Below are 20,163 nucleotides of genomic sequence, written 5' to 3'. Positions count from 1 at the left end.
CGATGAGAGCGTGGGCGACGATGCTGGGCGTCGCCGCTCTGGCTCTCGCTTGCAGCCAGGCCCCGCGGGCGACGTCTCCGGGCGAGCTTCGGGCCCTTGACGAGGGGCGAGCGCTCCCCGCACCACCCTTGATGCTGATCGTCTCGTGGGATGGCGCCGGCGATCTGGTCGTCGACGAGCTGCTGGCAGACGGCCGGCTGCCCCATCTGGCTCGCCTGGCGGAGGCGGGAGCCGGTGCCGAGCACAGCATTGTCGGCCTACCTTCGAAGACCGCCGTTGGCCATGCCGTCTTGTGGACTGGCTGCGGCGCGAGCTGCAACGGCATCAGCGGCAACTCGACACCCCTGCTGCCCGCCGCTGAGCACACCTTGCTCGAGCGGCGTCGTGGCTTCAGCTCGGAAGCGCTGCTCGCCGAGCCGCTGTACGTCACGGCGGCGAAAGCCGGCAAGCGGGTGGTGGTGCTCTCGGCCACCCAGTCCTACCCACCGCAACCCCATCGCCGCGAGCTGGTCGCCGCCGGGGTGCCCGCCGAACGCTATCTCTCGGTGAGTGGCTTCGAGAACGTGATCGCCAGGAGCCGGGTCTTGACCGCCGCCGCGGCGCAACCGGCCCGCGAGGCCTGGCGGGCGCCGCCGGGCAGCCTCGAAATCGTCGAGGAGGTGGGGGACAGCAGATTTCTGACTCTGCTCTTCGACGATCCCGAGGTCGCCACCCAAGGTCTCGACACGGCGCGCGTCTGTCAGGGCGAGGCATCTCCCGAGTGTGGCTTCCGGTTGCGGCCCGCGAGCGCCACCGCGAGCGATCTCGGAAGCTGGAGCAAGGCCGTGGCGGTCAGCGATGGCGAGCAGCGCGGTCATACCCTCTTCCGTCTCTTCGCGCTGTCGCCGGACGGCCGCGACGTGATGCTCTACCGCCGCGCCGTCCACCACCTCGACGGACTGGCCCCGGAGGCCGAGCTCGAGGCCTACCGCCGCGCCTACCCGGGATTCCACGATACCCAGTTCCGGCTCTACGAGGATGGCGCCCTCGGGCCCCCGATGATGATGGGGGGAAGCGGCGAAGCCGAGGACCGGGTGCTCGAGCTCACCGCTCTCGATGTCGAGCTCAGCCGGCGCGCCACCCTGTGGGCCCTGCAGCGCTGGCGCCCGGAGGTGGTTTTTCACTACCTTCCGATGGCGGATCCCGCCGGGCATACCTGGATGGGGCTCCTCGATCCGGCCTCGCCGCGCCACGATGCCGCGATGGCGGCCCGCATCGAGCCCTACTATCACCGTGTCTTCGTCCTGCTGGACGACTGGTTGGGAGCGATCACCGCGGCGTTGCCGGCCGGATCCTCGGTGGCTTTGACCAGCGATCACGGCATGGCCGGCGTCGGCCAGAACCTGCTGGTCAACGAGGTGCTCGCAGCGGCCGGACTGCTGGTGTGGCGCGCCGACGGGGGCATCGACCTCGGCCGCACCCGGGCTCTGGCACCGGCCTTCGGCGATGCCTTCTCGATCAAGGTCAACGACGTTTCTTGGAAGCAGGGCATCGTTCCCCTCGACCAGCGCTCGCGGGTCCTCGACCAAGCGGCGGCGGCATTGCTCGCGGCGCGCGATCCATTGACCGGCGAGGCGCTGGTGCGACGGGTCTTCCGTCCGGAGGAGGAGCCGGAGCTCGGCGGCGGAGGTGTCGCCGGCGGTGATCTCTACTTCGACCCCGCTCCCGGCTACTATCCGCGCGCGTGGCGCGGTGAGGCGGTGGTGGCGCCGACTCGCCTGCCCTGGGGAGCCGGACAGCACGGCTTTCCGCCCCGTCGGCGCTCGATGCACGCCATCTTCTATGCCCAGGGCCCGGGCTTCGCTCGCGGTGTCGTCGCTCCCGCCATGCGCCACATCGACTTCGCCCCGACCCTCGCCGCGGTGCTCGGCATTCCGGCCCCGGCGCAGGCCGAAGGACGGGTGGTGACGGCACTGCTCGATCCCGCACCATGACTCTCCGGATCTGGCAAGGCCTGTGTGCCGTGCTCCTGCTGTGGGCGCTGGCGGCGACCTTCTGGCCCCCGCCGGCAGAGGTCGAGCCACCGGCCAGCACCGAAACCGAGCTGCCCGCGCCGCCGCAGCGGGTGCTGGTGGCGGCCGAGCTCTCGGCCCTCGCCGGCTGGGCCGAGGACGATCATGGGGCGGCCCTGGTCGCCTTCGAGCGCACCTGCCGGCGCTGGAGCCGGCGCGACGACGGCAACTCGGTGAGCTCCGACGGTTTGGCCGGGACGCTCGCCGACTGGCGTCCGGCCTGCGACTCCGTGGCCGGCGCCGAGAACGCGCCGCGGGAATTCTTCGAGCGCCACTTCCGGCCCTGGCAGGTGCTCGATGGCGAGACCGAGGAAGGCCTGTTGACGGGCTACTACGAGCCCACCTTGAACGGCAGCCGGCGCCCCTCGGAGCGCTTCGCCCACCCCCTTTATCGGCGACCACCGGAGCTGGTCTCGGTCGATCTCGGCCAGTTCCGTGACGACCTCGAGGGGCGGCGGCTGGCGGGGCGAATTCAGGCTGGCAAGCTGCGACCCTTCGACGATCGCGCCGCCCTCGACACCGGTTCCCTCGCCGGCCGTGGTCTCGAGCTGGCCTGGGTCGACGATCCGATCGACGCCTTCTTCCTCCACATCCAGGGCTCGGGGCGGCTCGAGCTCGATGACGGGACGGCGATGCGGGTGGGCTATGCGGCGCAGAACGGCCATCCCTACCACGCCATCGGACGCTCTCTCGTGGACCGGGGCGAGCTCCTGCGGGAAGAGGTTTCGATGCAGTCGATTCGGCGCTGGCTGGAGCAGAACGGCGCGGCGGCGGCCGCGCTGATGGCCGAAAACCGTTCCTACATCTTCTTTCGCGAGCTCGACCAGGCGGGGCCGATCGGGAGTCAAGGGGTGGTGTTGACCCCCGAGCGCTCGCTGGCCGTGGATCGCCAGTTCTTGCCCCTCGGGGCGCCGATCTGGATCGACAGCACGGCTCCCTCACCGCGCATTGGCGAAGCGGACCTGCCCCTGCGGCGGCTGCTGATCGCCCAGGACACTGGCGGCGCGATCCGCGGTCCGGTGCGGGGCGACGTTTTTTGGGGGCCCGGCGCCGCCGCCGCCGAGGTGGCGGGGCGCATGAAGAGCCCGGCGCTCCTGTGGCTGCTGCTGCCGCGAGGCCTCGATCCCAACGCTACCGGTGAGGGACCGCCCGAGGCGCGGTGAGCTTGATCCGGGGCGGCTGCCGGCTCAGTCTTCGAGGCGTTCTTCGACCGGCCGCCGGAGGGCGTAGATGGCTGCCCCCACGGCGAGGGCGATGGCGCCGGCAAGGAGGTTCTTGCGGCCGGCGCTGGCCGCGAGTCCGAGGGCCAGCAGAGCGGCGAGCACCGGCACGATGAGACCCCCGGGGATGCGGAAGGATCCGTCCGGCGAGGCCTGCCTCCGACGCAGCACCGGAATCGCCACGGCAGTGCCGAAGTAGCCTGTCAGGCGCGCGATGATGGACAGCGCCGCCAGGCCGGTGAAGGAGCCGCTCAGGGCCAGCGGTAGGGCGATGGCGGTCTGCAGCCAGAGGGCCTTTCCCGGGGTGCGATAGCGCGGGTGCACCGAGGCGAGGGCCCGCGGGCCGTAGCCGTGGCGCGACAGGGCGAAGAGGTAGCGCGGCCCGGCGAGCACCGAGTTGCCGTTGGTGCCGAGTATGGAGACGGCGGCCCCGAAGGTCAGCAAGATGCCTCCCCAGGAGCCGAGGAAGAGGCCGGCCGCATCGGCCAACGGGGTTTCCGAGCGGGCCACTTCCGGCAGGGTGCCGAGGGCGACCGCCTGAACGGCGCAGTAGAGCAGGGTGACGAAGGTGATCTGGGTGATCAGGGCAAAAGGAATGTCGCGGCGCGGCTGGCGGTACTCGCCGGCCGGGGCGGTGGTGTTCTCGAAGCCGGCATAGGCGAACAGCAGCAGCAAGGCCGCGTTGCCGAGCTCCGTTGGCCCGGTCGACGCCTGCGCGCTGAAGGTCTGGCGCGAGAAGGCGAAGATGCCCGCGGCCACGAAGACCGCCAGCGGAACCAGCTTGGCGATCACCAGAACGACGGCGGTGCGGGCGCCGGAGCCGACGCCGATCCAGTTGAGATAGGTGAGGACCAGCAGTGGCACCACGATCACCAGGGGACGGAGGCTGGTGCCGGCCGCTGCCGCCGGCCAGAGGTAGCAGACCGCCTGGGCGAAGCCCACCGAAAGGGAAGCGATCGAGGCGACCCGCGCCAGCCAGGTCATCCAGCCGACCTCGAAGCCGACGAAATCGCCAAAGGCGGCCCGGGTGTAGAGGTAGGCTCCGCCGGTGCCCTCGAAGTAGGTTGCCGCCTCGCTGAAGCAGAGCACCATCAGCAGAACCGTGAGGCCGGCGAGGGCGACCGCCCACAGGCTGGCGCTGCCGAGATAGGCCGCGGCGGCGGCGGGCAGCAGGTAGATGCCGCTGCCGACGACATCGTTGATCGACAAGCCGACGACCTGCCAGCGTGAAACGGACCGTCGGAGATCGGAGGCGGCCATTGGCGGCACCCTATCAGCCGCCGGAGCCGTCGGGAGGCGACCTCTGCCGCGATCGTGGCCGGTTCTTCCTGCGCGCTCACTCCCGCTCCGATTCATCACCCTCGCTGCGCGGCGCCGCCACCTGCACGGCCGGCACCATAGACTCGGGACTATGGGGAAGGTACTGACGACCTTTGTCGCGCTGGCTCTGGTGGCCGGCCTGCTGGCCTTTTTCCCGCCGGGATTCGGTGGCTGGCAGGGCAGGGTCCTCCTCGAGCTGCCGGATCCGGGCCATCAGCGGGCAATCGTCTTGCTGGCACCTTCCGACGACGGCGGACGGCTGGCGGCGCTCGATGCCGGCGGTACTTTGAAGGTCTGGCAGGTGGATGGCGCGCTGCTCGGTGAAAGCCCGGCCGAGGGCTTGCTGTCCCTCGCGTGGACGGCAGCGGGCGACCTGCTCGCCGGCAGCGAGGCCGGCGAGCTGCTGCGCTGGCCGGCGGGCGATCTCGCCGCGGTCCCGTTGCGCGTGCCGGTGGCGTCTCCGGCGACCGCCCTCGGCTCGGGCCCCGGGAACCTCGTCGCCTACGGCACGGCCAAGGGTGCGATTGCGGTGCTCGACGACGGTGGTGAAGCGCTCGCCGAGGCTGCCGGCCACCTGCCCGGAGAGCCTGCCGGAGCGATTCGACAGCTTGCGTGGCTGGCCGGCGGCGAGCTGCTCTCGGTCTCCGCTGGTGGGGTACTGCGCCGCTGGGCCTATCCGGGTCTGCAACCGGTCGGCGAGATCACGCGGGCCGAGGCGCCGCTGGCGGTCACCGGCAATCGGGCTGGCGGCTGGCGCTGGGTCGATGCCGGCGGAGCGGTGCACGAGGAATCTCCGGGCACGGTGGTCACCGAGGTGGCGGCGGCCCTCGGCAGACCGCCGCGTCGCGCCGCCTTCGCCGGCCAAGGAGCGATCCTGGCCCTCGGTGGGGACGACGGCTCGCTGCTGCTGCGGGACCTCGATCGCGGTCGGCGGTCGCTCCTCGGTGCTCCCGTCGTCGGCCTGGCGACGAGCCCCGACGGTCGCTGGCTGGTGCTCTCCCAGGGCCCGGGCCTGGCCGGAGTCGGCCAGGTGACCTGGTTCGACCGGCAGCAGGGCGAGCGCCGGGGTGGTCTCTTTTTGTCCTCGGGAGCCGCCACCTGCCTGCGGTTTCTGGAGGCCGGCGACCTCGGGATCTGGCTGCGCTCCGGCGAGCGCCTGCGCTGGCAGCCTTCGATGGTGGCGCCTCGGGCGCTGCCGCCGTCCGCCGCCGTTCGCTGTCCACCAGCGCGAAACGACCGTTTCCAGGTGCGGCGGTTGAACCAGGTGGGGGATCCGGAGGTCATCCTCGAGGATCTCCGGAGCGGCTGGCTGGTGACCTTGGAGGTCGGCTTCAGTCGTCTCGCCGAGGCCACCGATCGCGGTCTTCGGGACTTTCTGCTGGGTGCTTTCGCATGGTCCGGGCTGCGTCAGGACGGCACCGTGATGAGCTTTCGGCACCGCCCGCGGTGGCCTCTGCCTGCGATCCTGCTGCTGGTTCTGATCGCCGTTTGGATTCCCGGCCGCTGGTGGGTCCGTCGGCGCCGACGCCTTGCTATGCTGCCGCCGAATTCAAGCCCAGACAGGAGCTCCCGCAATGACCACCCTTGATCTCTACCGCGATCACCTGACGACCCTCGACCGCATGTTGGCGGAAGCCTTGGAGGCTGCCGGCAGTCGCTACGAGGCGGTTCTCTTTCATGCTGGCCGGGTCGATCACTACCATGCCGACGATCGCGAGATCACCTTCTGGTCGACGCCCCATTTCCGTCGCTGGTGCCCGCTGCCCGGCAAGGAGCACGTCGTTCTCGCTCGGCCCGGCAGGCCGCCGCGGGTGATCCGGGTTCGCCCTCGGGACTACTGGTACGACTGCTCGCCGCCACCGCCGGCCTACTGGCAGGAGGCGGTCGACTTCGACGAGCGCGAGTCCTACGAGGCCGCGGTGGAGGCCCTCGCTCTGCCATCGCGAGTCGCCTACGTCGGCAACTCGCCGGAGGCTGCCGAGCAGGCCGGGATCGCGGCCGAGCGCAATGAACCGCCGGAGCTGATGGCCGCCCTCGACTGGTTTCGCGCCTACAAGACGCCCTGGGAGGTCGCCCTGGTGCAGGTGGCGGTGGAGAAGGCCGCCAGCGGTCACCTCGCCGGTCGCGAGCTGTTCGATGCCGGCGCCAGCGAGCGGGAGATCTACTGGGCCTTCCTCGAGGGCTCTGATCAGACCGACAAGGATCTGCCCTTCGATCCGATCTGCGCCTTCGACGACAAGGCGTCGGTGCTGCACTACGAGAACCGTCGCGGCCTCGAGGCGGCGCCGGGCAAGGTGCTGCTGCTCGACGCCGGAGCCGGCTACCAGGGCTACGCTTCCGATCTCACCCGGACATGGGTCGGGGAGGGGGTCGAGCCGGTCTTCGCAGCGCTGGTCGAAGGGGTCGATCGCCTGGAGCGCGACCTGGTGGCGATGGTCACCCCGGGGCGCTCCTATCCCGAGATCCACGGCGCTGCTCAGCGCGGCGTCGCCGATCTTCTGGTGGCGGCGGGGGTTCTGCACGTCGGCTCCGACGAGGCTCTGGCCCGGGATCTGGTGCGTCCGTTCTTCCCCCATGGGGTCGGTCACCACCTCGGCATCCAGGTGCACGATGTCGGGGGACGCCAGGGGGATCTCGCCGGCTCCGAGGTGGCGGCGCCGGACGGGGCGCCTCATCTGCGCACCACGCGCCCCCTCGAGGTCGGTCACCTGGTGACCATCGAGCCGGGGATCTACTTTGCTCCGGTGCTCCTCGACGAGCTCGCCGAGGGGCCGAACCGGGAAGCCGTCGACTGGGCCCTGGTCGATCGCCTGCGGCCTTGCGGCGGGATCCGCATCGAAGACGATGTCCTGTGTACCGAGGACGGTGCTCATGACCTGAGCCGGGAGCATCTGCCCGGTCCCAACGACTGAGCCGATGGTGGCCGTGCGACACCGGGCTTGGCACTGGGTCCTGCTTCTCTCGCTTCTGGTGGCGATTCCACTGGCATCTCAGGAGCGCCCCGAGATCGGACCGGGCACCGAGCAGGGGACCCCAACCGATGACGGTCCGCCAGGAGAATCACCGGTCAATCCCTGCGCCGGCAAGGCCGATGGCGTCCGCTGTCCGGACGACGGCACGGTCTGCACGCGCGATATCTGTCGCGCCGAGCAGTGCCGCCATGAGCCAGCCCGCGACGGCCATGGTTGCGAAGACGACGGCAACGAGTGCACCGACGACATCTGTGCCGCGGGTGCCTGTACCCATCCGATGCTCGACAACGAGACTCCTTGCACGAGCGATGACAATCCCTGTACGGCGGATCAGTGCCTGCGCGGTCAGTGCGAGCACCTGATTCTTCCCCAGGGGACGGTCTGTGCCGAAGACGGCGAGCCGTGCACCTCGCACACCTGCAACGAGCGGGCTCGCTGTGTGCGTTCGGTGGCCCTCGATGGCGCCATCTGTCCTTCCGATGGCGATTGCTGTACGCGCGACATCTGCCAAGCGGGTCGCTGTACGCATCAAGGCGTCCGGCACGGCACGCCCTGTGACGGCGATGAAGAGGGCTGCGCCAAGGGCGGGTACTGCTTGTGGATCGATGGCCGGCCGCAGTGCAGCGTCATCGCCTCGCCGGCAGGGGACGCAGGCTGCTGAGCCAGTCGAGAGTCTGACTCGGCAGCCTGCGGCGCCCGGACCTACCGCTTTCGGGCCTTCTTCTGATCGCTGGCGGCCTTGCTGCCGGCGCCCTCTTGGACCGCCAGCAGGAAGCTGCCGCCGCGCACGTAGAGGGTGCCGTCGCCGATCGCCGGCGTCGCCATCAGGCGCTCGCCGTGGGGGATGGTGGCCAACAGCTCGTAGCGCTCGCCGGCCCGCACCACCCGGACGTCGCCTTCTTCGCTGGCGAGATAGATCTTGCCGTCGCCGGCCACCGGCGAGGCGCTGTAGGTGCCGCCGACCCGTTCGCGCCAGAGACGTTTGCCACTGGCGGCGTCGTAGGCCGACAGGATGCCTTCGTCGGTGCAGCCGTAGAGCGTTCCGCGATAGAGCAGGAGTGACGGCACATAGGGCCCACCGCGATCGCTGATGAAGGCGACGTGCTCGCCCTGGCGGGCGTTCTCGGGAACGGAAACGTCACCCTTGGCGCTGGTGCGGATGGCGCGAATCGGTTGGCCGCGGGGATAGCCCCCGGCGATGTAGATCAGGTCGTCGGAGACCACCGGCACGGGCACCATCACCTGCAGGCCGATGTTGAAGCGCCAGAGCTCGGCACCGGTGTTGGGATCGTAGCCGCGGGTATAGCCCGGTGAGGCGGTGACCAGACCGACGCCGCCGGGAGCGGCGTCGCTGCGATAGATCGCCGGGGTGCTCCAGGAAGGCTTCTCCTGGCGAGCGTCGCGCCATAGCTCCTTGCCGCTGGCGGCGTCGTAGGCGGCGAGGTAGGAGTCGCGGTGTCGGTCGACCTGGACGTAGACCTTGTCCTGCCACAGCAAGGGCGAGCTGGCGTGGCCCCATTGCGAGTTGCGGTCCGAGGCCATGCCCTGGTCGAGGAGCCCGAGGTCCTTGCGCCACAGCTCCTTGCCGGAGAGATCGTAGGCGGCCAGGGTCGAGGCGCCGACGATGGTGACGATGCGCTTGCCGTCGACCGCCGGCGAGGCGTTGGCCTGGCTCGAGGCGCGGTGCTGATCGAGGCGCCGCGGCTCTTCGACGACGGTCTTCGACCACTGCACCTTGCCGCTGGCGCGATCGATGGCGAGCAGATTCCAGCGCAGGGTGTCGTCTTTCCCGGCGACTTCTTCGAAGGTGGTCACGTAGAGCCGGTTCTGCCACAGCACCGGGCTGGCGAAACCGCCGCCGGCGAGCTCGGTGCGCCACAACACGTTGCGACCGCCGTCGGCATCCCAGGAGGTGGCGAGGGCGGCGCCGTCGGCGACTCCGGATCCATTGGGGCCGCGGAACGAAGGCCAATCGGCGGCGGTGGCGGCGGCGACGGCGAACAGAGCCGAAGCCAGGGCGACGAGCAAGATGAGCTTTCTCATGGAATCTCCTTCCGCGGGTTGGTCGACGTGTGCCATCCTACTACGGAGGTCGTAGGGATCCGCGGTGAATAGAGCTTGCGGAATCTAGTTCCGAGGGTTTGGGTGAGAGAAGGAGGTGGCGGTGCGGTCGATGATCGGGAGCTTGAGTCTGTTCCTGCTGGTGCCGATGTTGGCGGCCCAGGAGATGTCCTTCGAGGAGTATGAGCCGCGATCGACCCTGGTGGTTCCCGAGAACCCCGTCGAGCGCGCCCGCTACCCGCTGGTCGATGTCCACTCCCATCATCGGGCGGCGGACATGTCGGCGGCCGAGGTGGCCGCCGTGGTCGCCGACATGGACGCCCTCAACATCGCGCTGTTGGTCAACCTCAGTGGCGGCACGGGAGAGCGCCTCGAGGCCAGCGTCGCGGCCTTCGAAGGTCGTTTCCCGGGGCGCTTTCTGACCTTCGCGACGGTCGACTTCGACGGCATCGGCGAGCCGGGCTTCGGGGCCCGCGCCGCGCAGCGCCTCGAGGCCGACTACCGCGCCGGTGCCCGCGGCCTGAAGATCTTCAAGAATCTCGGCCTGACCTTGACGGACAGCGCCGGCCAACGGGTACCGACGGACGACCCGCGCCTCGACCCGATCTGGCGCAAGTGCGCAGAGCTCGGCATCCCGGTGCTCATCCACACCGGCGAGCCGGCCTCTTTCTTCGCGCCCCATGACCGCTTCAACGAGCGTTGGCTGGAGCTCAAGCAGCGCCCGAACCGGGCTCGGCCGCCGGATCGGTTCCCGCCCTGGGAGCAGGTGATGGAGGAGCAGTGGAGCCTCTTCCGCCGTCACCCGGAGACGGCCTTCATCGCCGCCCATCTCGGCTGGCTGGGGGGCGATCTGGCGCGCCTCGGGGATCTCCTCGACGACCTGCCCAACGTCTACAGCGAGATTGGCGCGGTGCTCGCCGAGCTCGGCCGCCAGCCGCGCATGGCGCGGCAGTTCCTGGTGCGCTACCAGGACCGCATCCTGTTCGGCAAGGACTCCTGGCGGCCGGAGGAGTATCCGGTCTACTTTCGCACCCTCGAGACCGCCGACGAGTACTTCGACTACTACCGCAAGCGCCACGCCCACTGGAAGCTCTACGGTCTCGATCTGCCCGACGAGGTGCTGCGCAAGCTCTACTACGGCAACGCCCTGCGTCTCCTCGACGTGCCCGAGACTGCGCTCTTTCCGGCACTGCCGGAGTAGCGTCGTCGAACGATCAGCTGGCCTGCGAAGACAGGCGATGACCGAGCCTCCGAGCCGCCTCCCGGAGGTCGTCGAAGGGCTGGTTGCGGACCGCACCGGCGGCCTCCCAAAGGCGGTCGTCGGGCGGCACCCAATCGCCCTCGACCGTGCCGACGAGGTAGGCCAGGCGAGCGCCCCGCCGGCGGGCGAGCTCGCTCACCGTGCCCACCACCTTGCCGGCGAAGGAGGTCTCGTCGAGGCGGCCTTCGCCGGTGATCACCCAGTCTCCCGGCGCCATCGCCGCCGGCAATCCGGAGGCGTTGAGCACCGCCTCGGCACCGGCGACCAGGCGGGCGCCGAAGAAGGCCCGCAGGCCGGCCCCGAGACCGCCGCCGGCGCCGTCCCGGGCCTTGCCGCGCAGGTCGAGGCCGAGATCTTCTCGCGCTCGCGTGGCGAGATTTTCGAGAGCTTCCCGGAGGACCTCGACGGTCGCCGGGTCAGCGCCTTTCTGGGGCGCGAAGACGGCGGCCGCGCCGTTGGCGCCGTCGAGGGGATTTTCGACATCGCAGAGGGCTTCGATCGCCATCGTCGGCCGCGGCCTCGGCGGAACGATGCGGGCCAACCGTCGCAGGGCCGCGCCTCCCGGGGGCAGGGGAGAGCCGAAAGCGTCGAGGAAGCGCCAGCCGAGGGCGGTGGCGGCGCCGCAGCCGCCGTCCACCGTCGCCGTGCCACCGATACCCACTCGCAGCGCGGTGGCCCCGGCCAAGCGGGCCGCCTCCAGCAGCTCGCCAACGCCGCGGCTGGTGGTCAGACGGGGATCGCGCTCCGCCGGCGCGAGGAGGGGCAGGCCACAGGCGGAGGCGGCGTCGAGCCAGGCGAGACTGCGGCGCTGATCGAGGGCGAAGCCGGCTCGCGCCGGGCGGTTGGGCAGTGGACCGGTCACCGTGCGGCTGCGCCAGGGAGCCGCGGCGAGGGCTGCCAGGCGCCGCGCCGTTCCTTCGCCGCCGTCCGCCAAGGGCCAGGAGAGAAGGACGCCCGCGGGCTGCGCCTCGGCGAGGCCGAGGGCGACGGCTCGGCAAGCTTCGGCGGCGCTGAGGGTGCCCTTGAAGGCATCGAAGGCGAGGTGGATTCTCATCGTGGTGACGGCAGTCGGCGGAGCGGCGAAGGTGATCCGCCGGCGGGGCTGCCGAGAGACTAGAATAGGCCAGTCCGTCGCCGACCATGCCAGCCGCTGCCGATTCTCTCCGCGAAGTCCTCCGCCACACCTGGGGTTACGACGAGTTTCGACCCCTCCAGCGGGAGGCGATGGAAGCCGTGGTGGCCGGCCGAGACTCCCTCGTCGTGCTGCCCACCGGGGGCGGGAAATCGCTCTGTTTCCAGGCCCCGGCGCTGCTTGGGGAAGGCCGGTTGGCGGTCGTGGTCTCGCCATTGATCTCGCTGATGAAGGACCAGGTGGACGCCCTGCGAGCCCACGGCGTGTCGGCCGCTTGTCTCAACTCGAGCCAGGATCCGGAGGAGCGCCGCGCGATTCGCGAAGGCCTGCGGCGGGGCGACTACCGCCTGCTCTATGTCTCCCCGGAGCGCCTCGTCGGGCAGGGCTTCCAGAGCTTCCTCGAGGACTGCTCGCCGGCCTATATGGCGGTCGACGAGGCGCACTGCATCAGCCAGTGGGGACACGACTTCCGCCCCCCTTACCGCGAGCTCGGCCGGCTCAAGGAGCGCTTTCCGGAGATCGCCATCCACGCCTACACGGCGACGGCGACGGAGCAGGTGCAGCGTGACATCGTCGAGCAGCTCGCCCTGCGTGACGCCGAGATCCTGATCGGCTCCTTCGACCGGCCGAACCTGATCTACCGCTCGCGGCGCAAACGTCGGGTCGATCAGCAACTCCAGGAGGCCCTGGCGCGCCATCGCGACGAGGCCGGCATCATCTATTGCATTTCCCGCAAGGAAGTCGAGTCGGTGGCCCAGAAGCTGCGCGACTGGGGCCACCGAGCGCTCGCCTACCACGCCGGCCTCGATGCCGAGGAGCGCCATCGCTGCCAGGAGGCTTTTCTCGAAGAGCGCGTTGACGTGGTGGTGGCGACGGTGGCCTTCGGGATGGGCATCGATCGCTCGAATGTCCGCTATGTCATCCACATCGGCGCCCCGCGGTCGCCGGAGCACTATCAGCAGGAAGCCGGCCGCGCCGGCCGCGACGGTCTCGAGGCCGAATGCCTGCTGCTCTATTCACCGGGTGACTTCGCCACCTGGCGCCGCCTCTTGGAAGCCGATGGCGAGCTCAGCGCCGGGGCGCGCCAGCTGCTGCGCGCCATGCAGGCCTATGCCGGTGCCACCACCTGCCGCCATCGGGCCCTGTGCGAGTACTTCGGTCAGACCTACGAGGACGACAACTGCGCCGCCTGCGACTGGTGTCTCGACGAGCTCGAGCGGGTGGAAGATTCCCTCACCTTGGCGCAGAAGATTCTCTCCTGCGTCGCCCGCCTCGGTCAGCGTTGGGGAGCCGGCCAGGTGATCGATGTCCTGCGAGGGCGGGCGACCGAAAAGGTGGTCACTCAAGGCCATGACCAGGTGTCGACCTTCGGCCTGTTGGCCAGCCTCTCCGTCGCCGAGCTCAAGGGCTTCGTCGATCAGTTGCGCGACCAGGGGACCCTGCAGGCGGTCGGGGATCGCTATCCGGTGTTGCAGCTCACTGCGGCGGGCGTCGATCTCCTCAAGGGGCAGCTTCCGGGCGATGACTTCGCGCTCTTTCGGCAGCCGGCGCCCACCGCCCGGCGGCGCCGTCGGGGTGGTGGCCGTGGGGAAGATTGGGAGGGCGTCGATCGCGGTCTGTTCGAGCGTCTGCGGGAGGCTCGCTTGAGCATCGCCCGGGAGCGCGGCGTGCCGCCCTACGTGGTGTTTCACGACAGCGTTCTGCGCCAGCTGGCGAAGGTCCGGCCGACCACCCCGCAAGCTCTGCTGCAGGTGCACGGCATCGGCGATCGCAAGGCCGAGCGCTTGGGACCGACCTTCCTGCCGCTGATCGAAGGCTACTGCGCCGAGCGCAGCCTGGAGCGCAATGTCGGGCTGCTGCTGAGTCGTCTGGTGGAAGGCTGAGATGACGCATTCGGCTGCTAGAATCGGTTGCCAGCCATCGTGCGCTCGGCGAGCCGGATCGGCCCGGCGGGCGCGCATCACGAAGATTCCGAACCACGGCACGCTGCAATTGATCAAGTCGACTCTCGGCCGTCTGTCCGCCCTGCTCCCGCTCCTCGTCTTCCTGGCCGGCTGTGGTGAGCCGCCGCTGCCGCCGCGCAGCAACATCCTGCTGATCACCGTCGATACGCTGCGCGCCGACCATCTCTCGGCCTACGGCTATGAACGGCAGACCTCGCCGGTGATCGACCAGCTGGCGGCGGAAGGGGTGCGTTTCGACCAGCCCGCCGTGCAGTGGCCGAAAACGGGGCCCTCGATGGCCTCGATGTTCACCGCCATCTATCCCAAGGACAACGGCATCGTGCGCCGCATCGGTCAGCCGCTGCCGTGCCGCTTCGAAATGCTGGCGGAGCGCCTGCAGCGCGCCGGCTACCAGACCCATGCGGTGGTGGCGAATGCCGCTCTGGCGAGCGATTTCTACTTCGACCAGGGCTTCGATACCTACATCGAGACCTGGAAGCTCGAGTCCAACGACCCCGACCACGATCCCAATACCGCCGAGGCGGTCACCAACCTCGCCATCGGCCTGCTCGATCAGATCGCCGACAGCGACGAGCCCTACTTCCTCTGGGTCCACTATCTCGATCCTCACGCCCCCTATGGCGCTCCCGGCGAATGGCGGGATCGCTTCCAGAACGACGAGTTCTTCGACGACACGGTCAAGATCAACATCGCCGACAAGCCGCGTCAACAGATGACCGGTATCGGTCGCGATCAGGTGATCGATGGTCGCGACGATCTGGCCTTCTATGTCGCCCGCTACGACGCTGAGATCGCCTATAACGACGCCCAGATCGGCCACCTCCTGGAGGCTCTCGACGAGCGTCGCCTGCGCGAGCGCACGCTGACCGTCTTCACCTCGGATCACGGCGAATCCCTGGGCGAGCATCGCTACTACTTCGACCACGGCCGCTTCGGCTTTCAGACCTGTGTGCGGGTGCCCTTCATCGTGCACTATCCGGGAGTCCTCGAGCCGCGCGTCGACGAGGCACCGGTCGAGCTGATCCATCTCTCGCCGACCCTTCTCGAAGCCGCCGGCATCGGCCTCGACGAGGGGCGCTGGAACCAGGGGGCGAGTCTGACCCCGCGGCTCCTCGGCGAAGCCGCGCCGGCGGATACGGTGGCCTACTCGGAGGCCGGCTGGGAGACCAAGAACAAGTGGCAGAAGATCGTGCGCGACGAGCGCCACAAGCTGATCTTCGCCCAGACCCGGCCGGAGCAGCGCTGGATCGGTGGAGAAGGGGTGCGCTTCACCCTCTTCGACCTGCAGGCCGATCCCGAGGAAACGCGCAATGTCGCGGAGGAGAACCCGCAAGCCCTCGAGCGCCTGCAGCGCCTGCTGTCGGCCTGGAACGGAGCCGACCGCTACAACGCCGAGATCGACGAGATTGGCGGCGCCTGCGGCGACGAGCGCTCGATGCAGGGCGAGACCCGCGACCTCCTGAAGTCCCTCGGGTATCTCTGATTCAGGGGGGCTAAAGGCGCCCCCCTCAGCCGCACGCACATGTCGTGCGGCTTCACCCCAATCCAGGGCGGCCCCGTCCTCAGCGGCTTTCGCCGCTGCCCTCGCGCTTCCGCGCTCGGGGGCCGTCTGCTGGTTAGCAGACGCCTGCTTTCTGCCGACAGGAACTTCGGGGCTAAAGGCGCCCCCCTCGCCTACGCGGCCCGAGCCGCACGCACATGTCGTGCGGCTCGCGGCCGGCCAGGCACCCCCGTCCTCAGCGGCCAGAGGCCGCTGCCCTCGCCCTGATCGGGCTCGGGGGCCGTCTGCTGGTTAGCAGACGGCTTCTTTCTGCCGAAAGATAGGTGCTTCGGGGCTAAAGGCGCTCACGTAATCTACGCGGCCCGGGCCGCACGCACGTGTCGTGCGGCCTCACCCCAATCCAGGGCGGCCTCGTCCTCGGCGGCTTTGCCGCCGCCTCGCGCTTGCGCGCTCGGGGGCCCGCTGCTTTGTAGCCGACGGCTTCATTCTGCCGACAGGGACTTCGGGGCTAAAGGCGCCCCCCCGCCTACGCGGCTCGGGCGCGACAGGTGCGTCGCCGGGCCCTTAGCCGGTGAATTTGTAGCCCAGGCGGTGGATGGTCACCAGCCACTTCGGGTCCGATGGCGTGTCTTCGATCTTCTTGCGCAGTTTGGCGATGTGGGTGTCGACGGTGCGGGTGTAAGGGATGGAGTCGTAGCCCCAGACGGCGTCGAGCAGGCGATCGCGGGAGATGACTTCGCCGCGGTGGGCGACGAAGTACTCGAGGAGATGGAATTCGCGCGGTGAGAGCTCGAGGGACTGGTCGCCTTTGGTCGCCTCGTGGCGCCGGAAGTCGATGGTGACGTCGCCGAAGCGCGCGATGGCGGCGCCGGGGGAGTGGCCGGAGGTGCGTCGCAGCACCGCCTCGGCGCGGGCGAACAGCTCGAGAAAACTGAAGGGCTTGGTGATGTAGTCGTCGGCCCCGAGCTTGAGGCCGAGGATCTTGTCGATCTCCTGGCCGCGCGCCGTCAGCATGATGATCGGCACCGAGTCGCCGCCGCGGCGCAGCTCCTTGCAGACATCGAGGCCGGTCATGCGCGGCAGCATGACGTCGAGGACGATCAGTGCCGGAGCACGCTCCCGAGCGGCGGTGAGGCCGGCCTCGCCGTCGGTGGCGGCGATCACTTCATAGCCTTCGTACTCGAAGCCATCGCGCAGCGCGACGGCCATGGCTTCGTCGTCCTCGACGATCAGGACTCGCGGGCTCATGACTTCTCCTCCGGGGCCGACGGCTCCACCGGGGCGGACGGCGTGAACGGCAGGTGGACGGTGAAGGTGCTGCCGCGGCCGAGCTCGCTGCGCACGCTGATCTTGCCGCCATGGGCCTGGACGATGTGCTGCACGATCGACAGGCCGAGACCGGCTCCCTTGACGTCGTGAACCAGGCCCGTGCTGACGCGATGGAAGCGATCGAAGATGCGCTTCTGCTGATCGCGCGAGATGCCGATGCCGTGGTCCGTGACGGCGATCTCTGCATGGCCGTCGGTGCGCCCGACGGCTACCTGGATCTCGCGGGCGCCGTTCGAGTACTTGACCGCGTTGTCGATCAGATTGCAGATCGCCTGGGCGAGGGCTCCGGGATCGACGGCGACCGGCGGGAGCTCCTCCTCGGGGCCGTCGAAGTAGAGCCGGAAGCCCTTCTGCCGGAGCCTGATCTCGAAGGTCTTGAGGGCCTCGGTCACCACTTCGACGAGATCGCACTCCTCGAAGTGGTAGACCTTGCCACCGGATTCGATACGCGAGAAGTCGAGAATGTTGTCGATCAGCTGGGTCAGGCGCCGGCTCTCGGTCTCGATGTACTCGCCATACTCGCGCACCTTGGCCGGGTCGCTCACCCGGTCGAGGCGCATGAACTCACCGAAGACTCGAATCGACGACAGCGGAGTGCGCAGCTCGTGCGAGACATTGGAGACGAAGTCGTTCTTCATCTCCGACAGGTGGAGCTCTCGCGAGGCGGTGCGCAGGGCAAAGGCGATCGCCGCCAGCAGGACGAGGGCGAGGACCGCCGACAGCGTCAGGTTGAACAGGAAGTTGGCTCGCGCCCACTGCTCCGGCGTCGCTGATCGACTGTGGATGGTGAGCTTCCAACCACTCACCGAGTCGTACAGGGAGCGGGCCGGCTTCGAGGTCTGTTCCTCGCCGAGGATGAGCTCGCCATTGCGATCCCAGACCGTCACCACCAGATCCGGCAACTCGCCGACGATCTCATCGACTGCTTTGGGCAGGACCTTGTTCTTCAGATAGTCCTGGTCGAGGACGAAGCCCACCAAGCCGACCAGGTGGGATTCCTCGTCGATCACCGGCTTGACCATCGTGCGGAAGCGAGGATCGGAGTCGTTGAGCTCGACGTCGACTTCCTCGAAGGTGCGGCCCGACTGGCTGCGCAGATGCCAGGGAATCACCGCCGCCAGGATGGCATCCGTTTCCGGCCCCTCCTCCGCGGGCACCATCTTTCCGGCGACGGAGTCGTGGACCGAGACTTTGGGGTCGTCACCGAAGCTGGCGACGAAAAAGGGCCGGGCGCCGCTGAAGCGCCTTTCGGCCCTGGAGAAGAAGCGGCAGAACTTGGCCGCCGGATCCTCGGCGGCGAAGGCCTGGGACGGCAGGGCGAGGGCGCTTTGCCCTTCCTTCCAGTAGAAGTAGGAGATGTCCTTCGAAATGGAGCTCAAGTAGGCGCCGAGGGAGGACTCGCGAGCTACCCGGGAGCTCTTCTCGAGCTCCGAGAGCCAGCGGTACTGCAGGCCGAGCAGGATCAGCAGGGGAACCAGGGCGCCGGCGAAGGCGAGAAGCAGGCCGCGGCGCTGGGCGCGGGCGCGGCGCAGCGGCAGACCATCGCGACGAGAAGAGGCCCGGTTCATAGGGCGGCAATATAGCCCACAGGTCGGGCCTTGGGCCGCTGCGTTGACGACTTGTTTACAACCGTTACAAGTTTTGACGCTTCGTCCAGGACATTCACATTCGCCCTTCCTAGACTGCTGAAGACGGAAAAGGCATCCGTCGCCATCAATCCCATCGGACGCCCTCTCCGGGATGTCCGAAGAGTTTCGGAGGATCCGAGAATGAAGATTTCCACTTGGTTGGTCGCGTTGACGGTTCTCGTTGCCCTGGCAGGTACGGCCTTCGCCGGAGAGCACTACAAGTGTGACAAGGGAGCCGAGGAGTGTCTGAACGCCATGGTCACGAAGATCAAGGCCAAGGGCTGGCTTGGAATCGAAACCGAGAAGACGGCCGAGGGCCGCTATGCGGTGAAGGCGGTGACGGCGGGTAGCCCGGCAGAAAAGGCCGGATTCCAGGCCGGGGACGTGCTGGTCGCCCTCAACGGTGTCGAGCTGTCGAAGGAAAACAAGAAGAAGCTTGCCAAGGTCAAGAAGAGCCTCGGTCCCAACGTCAAGGCCGAGTACACGGTCAAGCGCTCCGGCGGCAAGAAGAACCTGACGGCCTGGCTCGCCGAGGTGCCCGACACGGTGTTGGCGCAGTGGATCGGTGAACACATGGTCGACCAGCATTCCTACGTCACCGTCGCCGCTCGCTAGGACGACCGCGCAACCTCGAGATTCTTCGGGGCAAAGAAAACGGGCGACGCAGCCACTCGGCGCGTCGCCCGTTTTGCTATTGGGGGCAGAAAAGTAGGAGCGCGGTGTCTACAAGCTGCGCTTTCGGCCGCGCAGACCTCGGCGGCTGCCCTTGGGCTTGCCACCCATGCCGCCGCGGCGTCCCGGCGCTCCGCCACCGCCACCGCCGCCGCCACCACCGCCGCCACCGCTGTCGGGCTGGCCGAAGCCCTGGAAGTCGGCGAAATCTCCCGGCTGCGGCCGGTACTCGGTGCGCGGCGGCCGCGGTGGGCCGCCACCGCCCGGCGAACGGCGCGGCTTGTCCTGCGCTTCGTTGATGTTGAGCCGCCGCCCGGCGAGCTCGGTGCCGTTGAACTTTTCGATCGCTGCCGCCGCGAGATCCGGGCTGGCGAACTCGACGAAGGCAAAGCCTCGCGGGCGCCCGGTGGCTCGGTCCGTCGGGAGGTAGACATCGACGACCTCGCCGGCTTCCGACAGGTAGGCCCTGAGCTCGTCTTTAGTGGTTTGGAAGTTCAGGTTGCCGACGAAGACTTTGGCGGAAATGGTCTTTCTCCTTAGTTGCAGACGATCCATGGAGCGTCGCCGTTCGGAAACGAGCTCCGACCCTCGACCGTGCTGAACTCGCAGCCACACTCGTCGAAGAGTCTCGATGAAAGCTTAGCAGGGGGCCCTGCGAGACTCAAGAAAGGTCACTTGCTGAACAGATCGTTGATCTCGCCGTAGTTCGCTGCCAACTCGCCGAGGGCGGCTTCGTCGAGAGGCCCGGCCGAAAGGCGGTCGATCTCCGCGACTGGCCGCTCGACCAATTCGAGGCCCGCGGGCCGAGGGCGCCGCCGAGGATGCTGACGCAGCTCGTCGCGAGCCCCCAGCAGGGCCATCAGCCGGCCCGATTCGGACCACTGACCGAATTGCAGGCTGGGTTGGTCGAGGTCGAGGGAGGCGAGGTAGGCCTCGACTTCGGCGACGCTCTTTGGCAGCTCGTCCGCCGATCGGTCGCGAATAAGGGCCTGCAGCAGGTCGCGATGGGCGATGGCCGCCTGCTCCGGGTCGCCGGTGCGCTCGGCGGCCGC

At 68.9% G+C, this 20,163-nt stretch carries 16 protein-coding genes; 9 read left to right on the top strand and 7 right to left on the bottom strand.

Annotated elements, in window-relative coordinates; translation table 11 throughout:
• Positions 1-2 precede the first annotated feature (2 nt).
• Positions 3-1,973, top strand: coding sequence for an alkaline phosphatase family protein (locus AAF604_19680; GenBank protein MEM7051897.1), 1,971 nt, complete (start codon positions 3-5; stop codon positions 1,971-1,973).
• Positions 1,970-3,214, top strand: coding sequence for a murein transglycosylase A (locus AAF604_19675; GenBank protein MEM7051896.1), 1,245 nt, complete (start codon positions 1,970-1,972; stop codon positions 3,212-3,214). Before AAF604_19680 ends, AAF604_19675 begins: the two co-directional genes overlap by 4 nt.
• 24 nt (positions 3,215-3,238) lie before the next feature.
• Here the strand turns inward: AAF604_19675 and AAF604_19670 are convergent, their stop codons facing one another.
• Positions 3,239-4,531, bottom strand: a complete 1,293-nt coding sequence (locus tag AAF604_19670) for an APC family permease (protein ID MEM7051895.1) — start codon at positions 4,529-4,531, stop codon at positions 3,239-3,241.
• Between the two features lie 151 nt (positions 4,532-4,682).
• Between AAF604_19670 and AAF604_19665 the strand changes: the two genes are divergently transcribed.
• From AAF604_19665 to AAF604_19655, 3 genes are read left to right on the top strand one after another with little or no spacing between them, the layout of a single operon-like run.
• Entirely contained in the window at positions 4,683-6,179 is a 1,497-nt protein-coding gene (locus AAF604_19665) for a hypothetical protein (protein ID MEM7051894.1), read from the top strand.
• Positions 6,166-7,503 carry a Xaa-Pro dipeptidase gene (gene pepQ / locus AAF604_19660; GenBank protein ID MEM7051893.1) on the top strand — a complete coding sequence of 446 codons (1,338 nt, stop codon included), beginning with the start codon at positions 6,166-6,168 and terminating at the stop codon, positions 7,501-7,503. Before AAF604_19665 ends, pepQ begins: the two co-directional genes overlap by 14 nt.
• A 13-nt stretch (positions 7,504-7,516) precedes the next feature.
• Positions 7,517-8,224, top strand: a complete 708-nt coding sequence (locus tag AAF604_19655) for a hypothetical protein (GenBank protein MEM7051892.1) — start codon at positions 7,517-7,519, stop codon at positions 8,222-8,224.
• Between the two features lie 41 nt (positions 8,225-8,265).
• Here AAF604_19655 and AAF604_19650 read toward each other — a convergent pair whose 3' ends face one another.
• The gene (locus AAF604_19650) at positions 8,266-9,606 is read right to left on the bottom strand and encodes a PQQ-binding-like beta-propeller repeat protein (GenBank protein ID MEM7051891.1); all 1,341 of its coding nucleotides are present in this window, start codon (positions 9,604-9,606) and stop codon (positions 8,266-8,268) included.
• 130 nt (positions 9,607-9,736) lie between these two features.
• Between AAF604_19650 and AAF604_19645 the strand changes: the two genes are divergently transcribed.
• Positions 9,737-10,825 carry an amidohydrolase family protein gene (locus AAF604_19645; GenBank protein MEM7051890.1) on the top strand — a complete coding sequence of 363 codons (1,089 nt, stop codon included), beginning with the start codon at positions 9,737-9,739 and terminating at the stop codon, positions 10,823-10,825.
• 13 nt (positions 10,826-10,838) lie between these two features.
• Here AAF604_19645 and AAF604_19640 read toward each other — a convergent pair whose 3' ends face one another.
• Entirely contained in the window at positions 10,839-11,939 is a 1,101-nt protein-coding gene (locus AAF604_19640; protein MEM7051889.1) for a glycerate kinase, read from the bottom strand.
• A gap of 86 nt (positions 11,940-12,025) precedes the next feature.
• Between AAF604_19640 and recQ the strand changes: the two genes are divergently transcribed.
• Positions 12,026-13,900, top strand: coding sequence for a DNA helicase RecQ (gene recQ, locus AAF604_19635; protein ID MEM7051888.1), 1,875 nt, complete (start codon positions 12,026-12,028; stop codon positions 13,898-13,900).
• A 109-nt stretch (positions 13,901-14,009) separates the two neighbouring features.
• Positions 14,010-15,464, top strand: a complete 1,455-nt coding sequence (locus tag AAF604_19630) for a sulfatase (protein ID MEM7051887.1) — start codon at positions 14,010-14,012, stop codon at positions 15,462-15,464.
• Between the two features lie 582 nt (positions 15,465-16,046).
• Here AAF604_19630 and AAF604_19625 read toward each other — a convergent pair.
• Complete coding sequence (locus AAF604_19625) at positions 16,047-16,730, bottom strand: response regulator transcription factor (GenBank protein MEM7051886.1); 684 nt, start codon at positions 16,728-16,730, stop codon at positions 16,047-16,049.
• A complete protein-coding gene (locus tag AAF604_19620) occupies positions 16,727-18,379 on the bottom strand; it encodes a HAMP domain-containing sensor histidine kinase (GenBank protein ID MEM7051885.1) in 1,653 nt (550 codons plus the stop codon). Before AAF604_19620 ends, AAF604_19625 begins: the two co-directional genes overlap by 4 nt.
• A 201-nt stretch (positions 18,380-18,580) precedes the next feature.
• On the opposite strand from AAF604_19620, the gene AAF604_19615 reads away from it, so the two are divergent.
• Positions 18,581-19,054, top strand: coding sequence for a PDZ domain-containing protein (locus tag AAF604_19615; GenBank protein MEM7051884.1), 474 nt, complete (start codon positions 18,581-18,583; stop codon positions 19,052-19,054).
• 108 nt (positions 19,055-19,162) lie between these two features.
• On the opposite strand, the gene AAF604_19610 is transcribed toward AAF604_19615, so the two are convergent.
• Both AAF604_19610 and AAF604_19605 read right to left on the bottom strand, forming a co-directional pair.
• Positions 19,163-19,666: an RNA-binding protein gene (locus AAF604_19610; protein MEM7051883.1), complete on the bottom strand. Its 504-nt coding sequence runs from the start codon at positions 19,664-19,666 to the stop codon at positions 19,163-19,165.
• 116 nt (positions 19,667-19,782) lie between these two features.
• Positions 19,783-20,163, bottom strand: a 381-nt coding sequence (locus AAF604_19605; protein ID MEM7051882.1) for a hypothetical protein, incomplete at its 5' end; no start/stop codon positions are given.

It is taken from the genome of Acidobacteriota bacterium (genome assembly GCA_039028635.1).
Classification (GTDB): domain Bacteria; phylum Acidobacteriota; class Thermoanaerobaculia; order Multivoradales; family JBCCEF01; genus JBCCEF01.
The sequence above is the reverse complement of the archived record's forward strand: the minus strand, read 5'-3'. Positions and strand labels throughout refer to the sequence as shown.

Bases quoted from the DNA above. Each gene is read 5' to 3' on its own strand.
- AAF604_19670 (MEM7051895.1), bottom strand. From the start codon at position 4,531: ATGGCCGCCTCCGATCTCCGACGGTCCGTTTCACGCTGGCAGGTCGTC.
- pepQ (MEM7051893.1), top strand. From the start codon at position 6,166: ATGACCACCCTTGATCTCTACCGCGATCACCTGACGACCCTCGACCGC.
- AAF604_19650 (MEM7051891.1), bottom strand. From the start codon at position 9,606: ATGAGAAAGCTCATCTTGCTCGTCGCCCTGGCTTCGGCTCTGTTCGCC.
- AAF604_19615 (MEM7051884.1), top strand. From the start codon at position 18,581: ATGAAGATTTCCACTTGGTTGGTCGCGTTGACGGTTCTCGTTGCCCTG.
- AAF604_19620 (MEM7051885.1), bottom strand. From the start codon at position 18,379: ATGAACCGGGCCTCTTCTCGTCGCGATGGTCTGCCGCTGCGCCGCGCC.
- AAF604_19665 (MEM7051894.1), top strand. From the start codon at position 4,683: ATGGGGAAGGTACTGACGACCTTTGTCGCGCTGGCTCTGGTGGCCGGC.
- recQ (MEM7051888.1), top strand. From the start codon at position 12,026: ATGCCAGCCGCTGCCGATTCTCTCCGCGAAGTCCTCCGCCACACCTGG.
- AAF604_19680 (MEM7051897.1), top strand. From the start codon at position 3: ATGAGAGCGTGGGCGACGATGCTGGGCGTCGCCGCTCTGGCTCTCGCT.
- AAF604_19645 (MEM7051890.1), top strand. From the start codon at position 9,737: ATGATCGGGAGCTTGAGTCTGTTCCTGCTGGTGCCGATGTTGGCGGCC.
- AAF604_19640 (MEM7051889.1), bottom strand. From the start codon at position 11,939: ATGAGAATCCACCTCGCCTTCGATGCCTTCAAGGGCACCCTCAGCGCC.
- AAF604_19675 (MEM7051896.1), top strand. From the start codon at position 1,970: ATGACTCTCCGGATCTGGCAAGGCCTGTGTGCCGTGCTCCTGCTGTGG.
- AAF604_19625 (MEM7051886.1), bottom strand. From the start codon at position 16,730: ATGAGCCCGCGAGTCCTGATCGTCGAGGACGACGAAGCCATGGCCGTC.
- AAF604_19610 (MEM7051883.1), bottom strand. From the start codon at position 19,666: ATGGATCGTCTGCAACTAAGGAGAAAGACCATTTCCGCCAAAGTCTTC.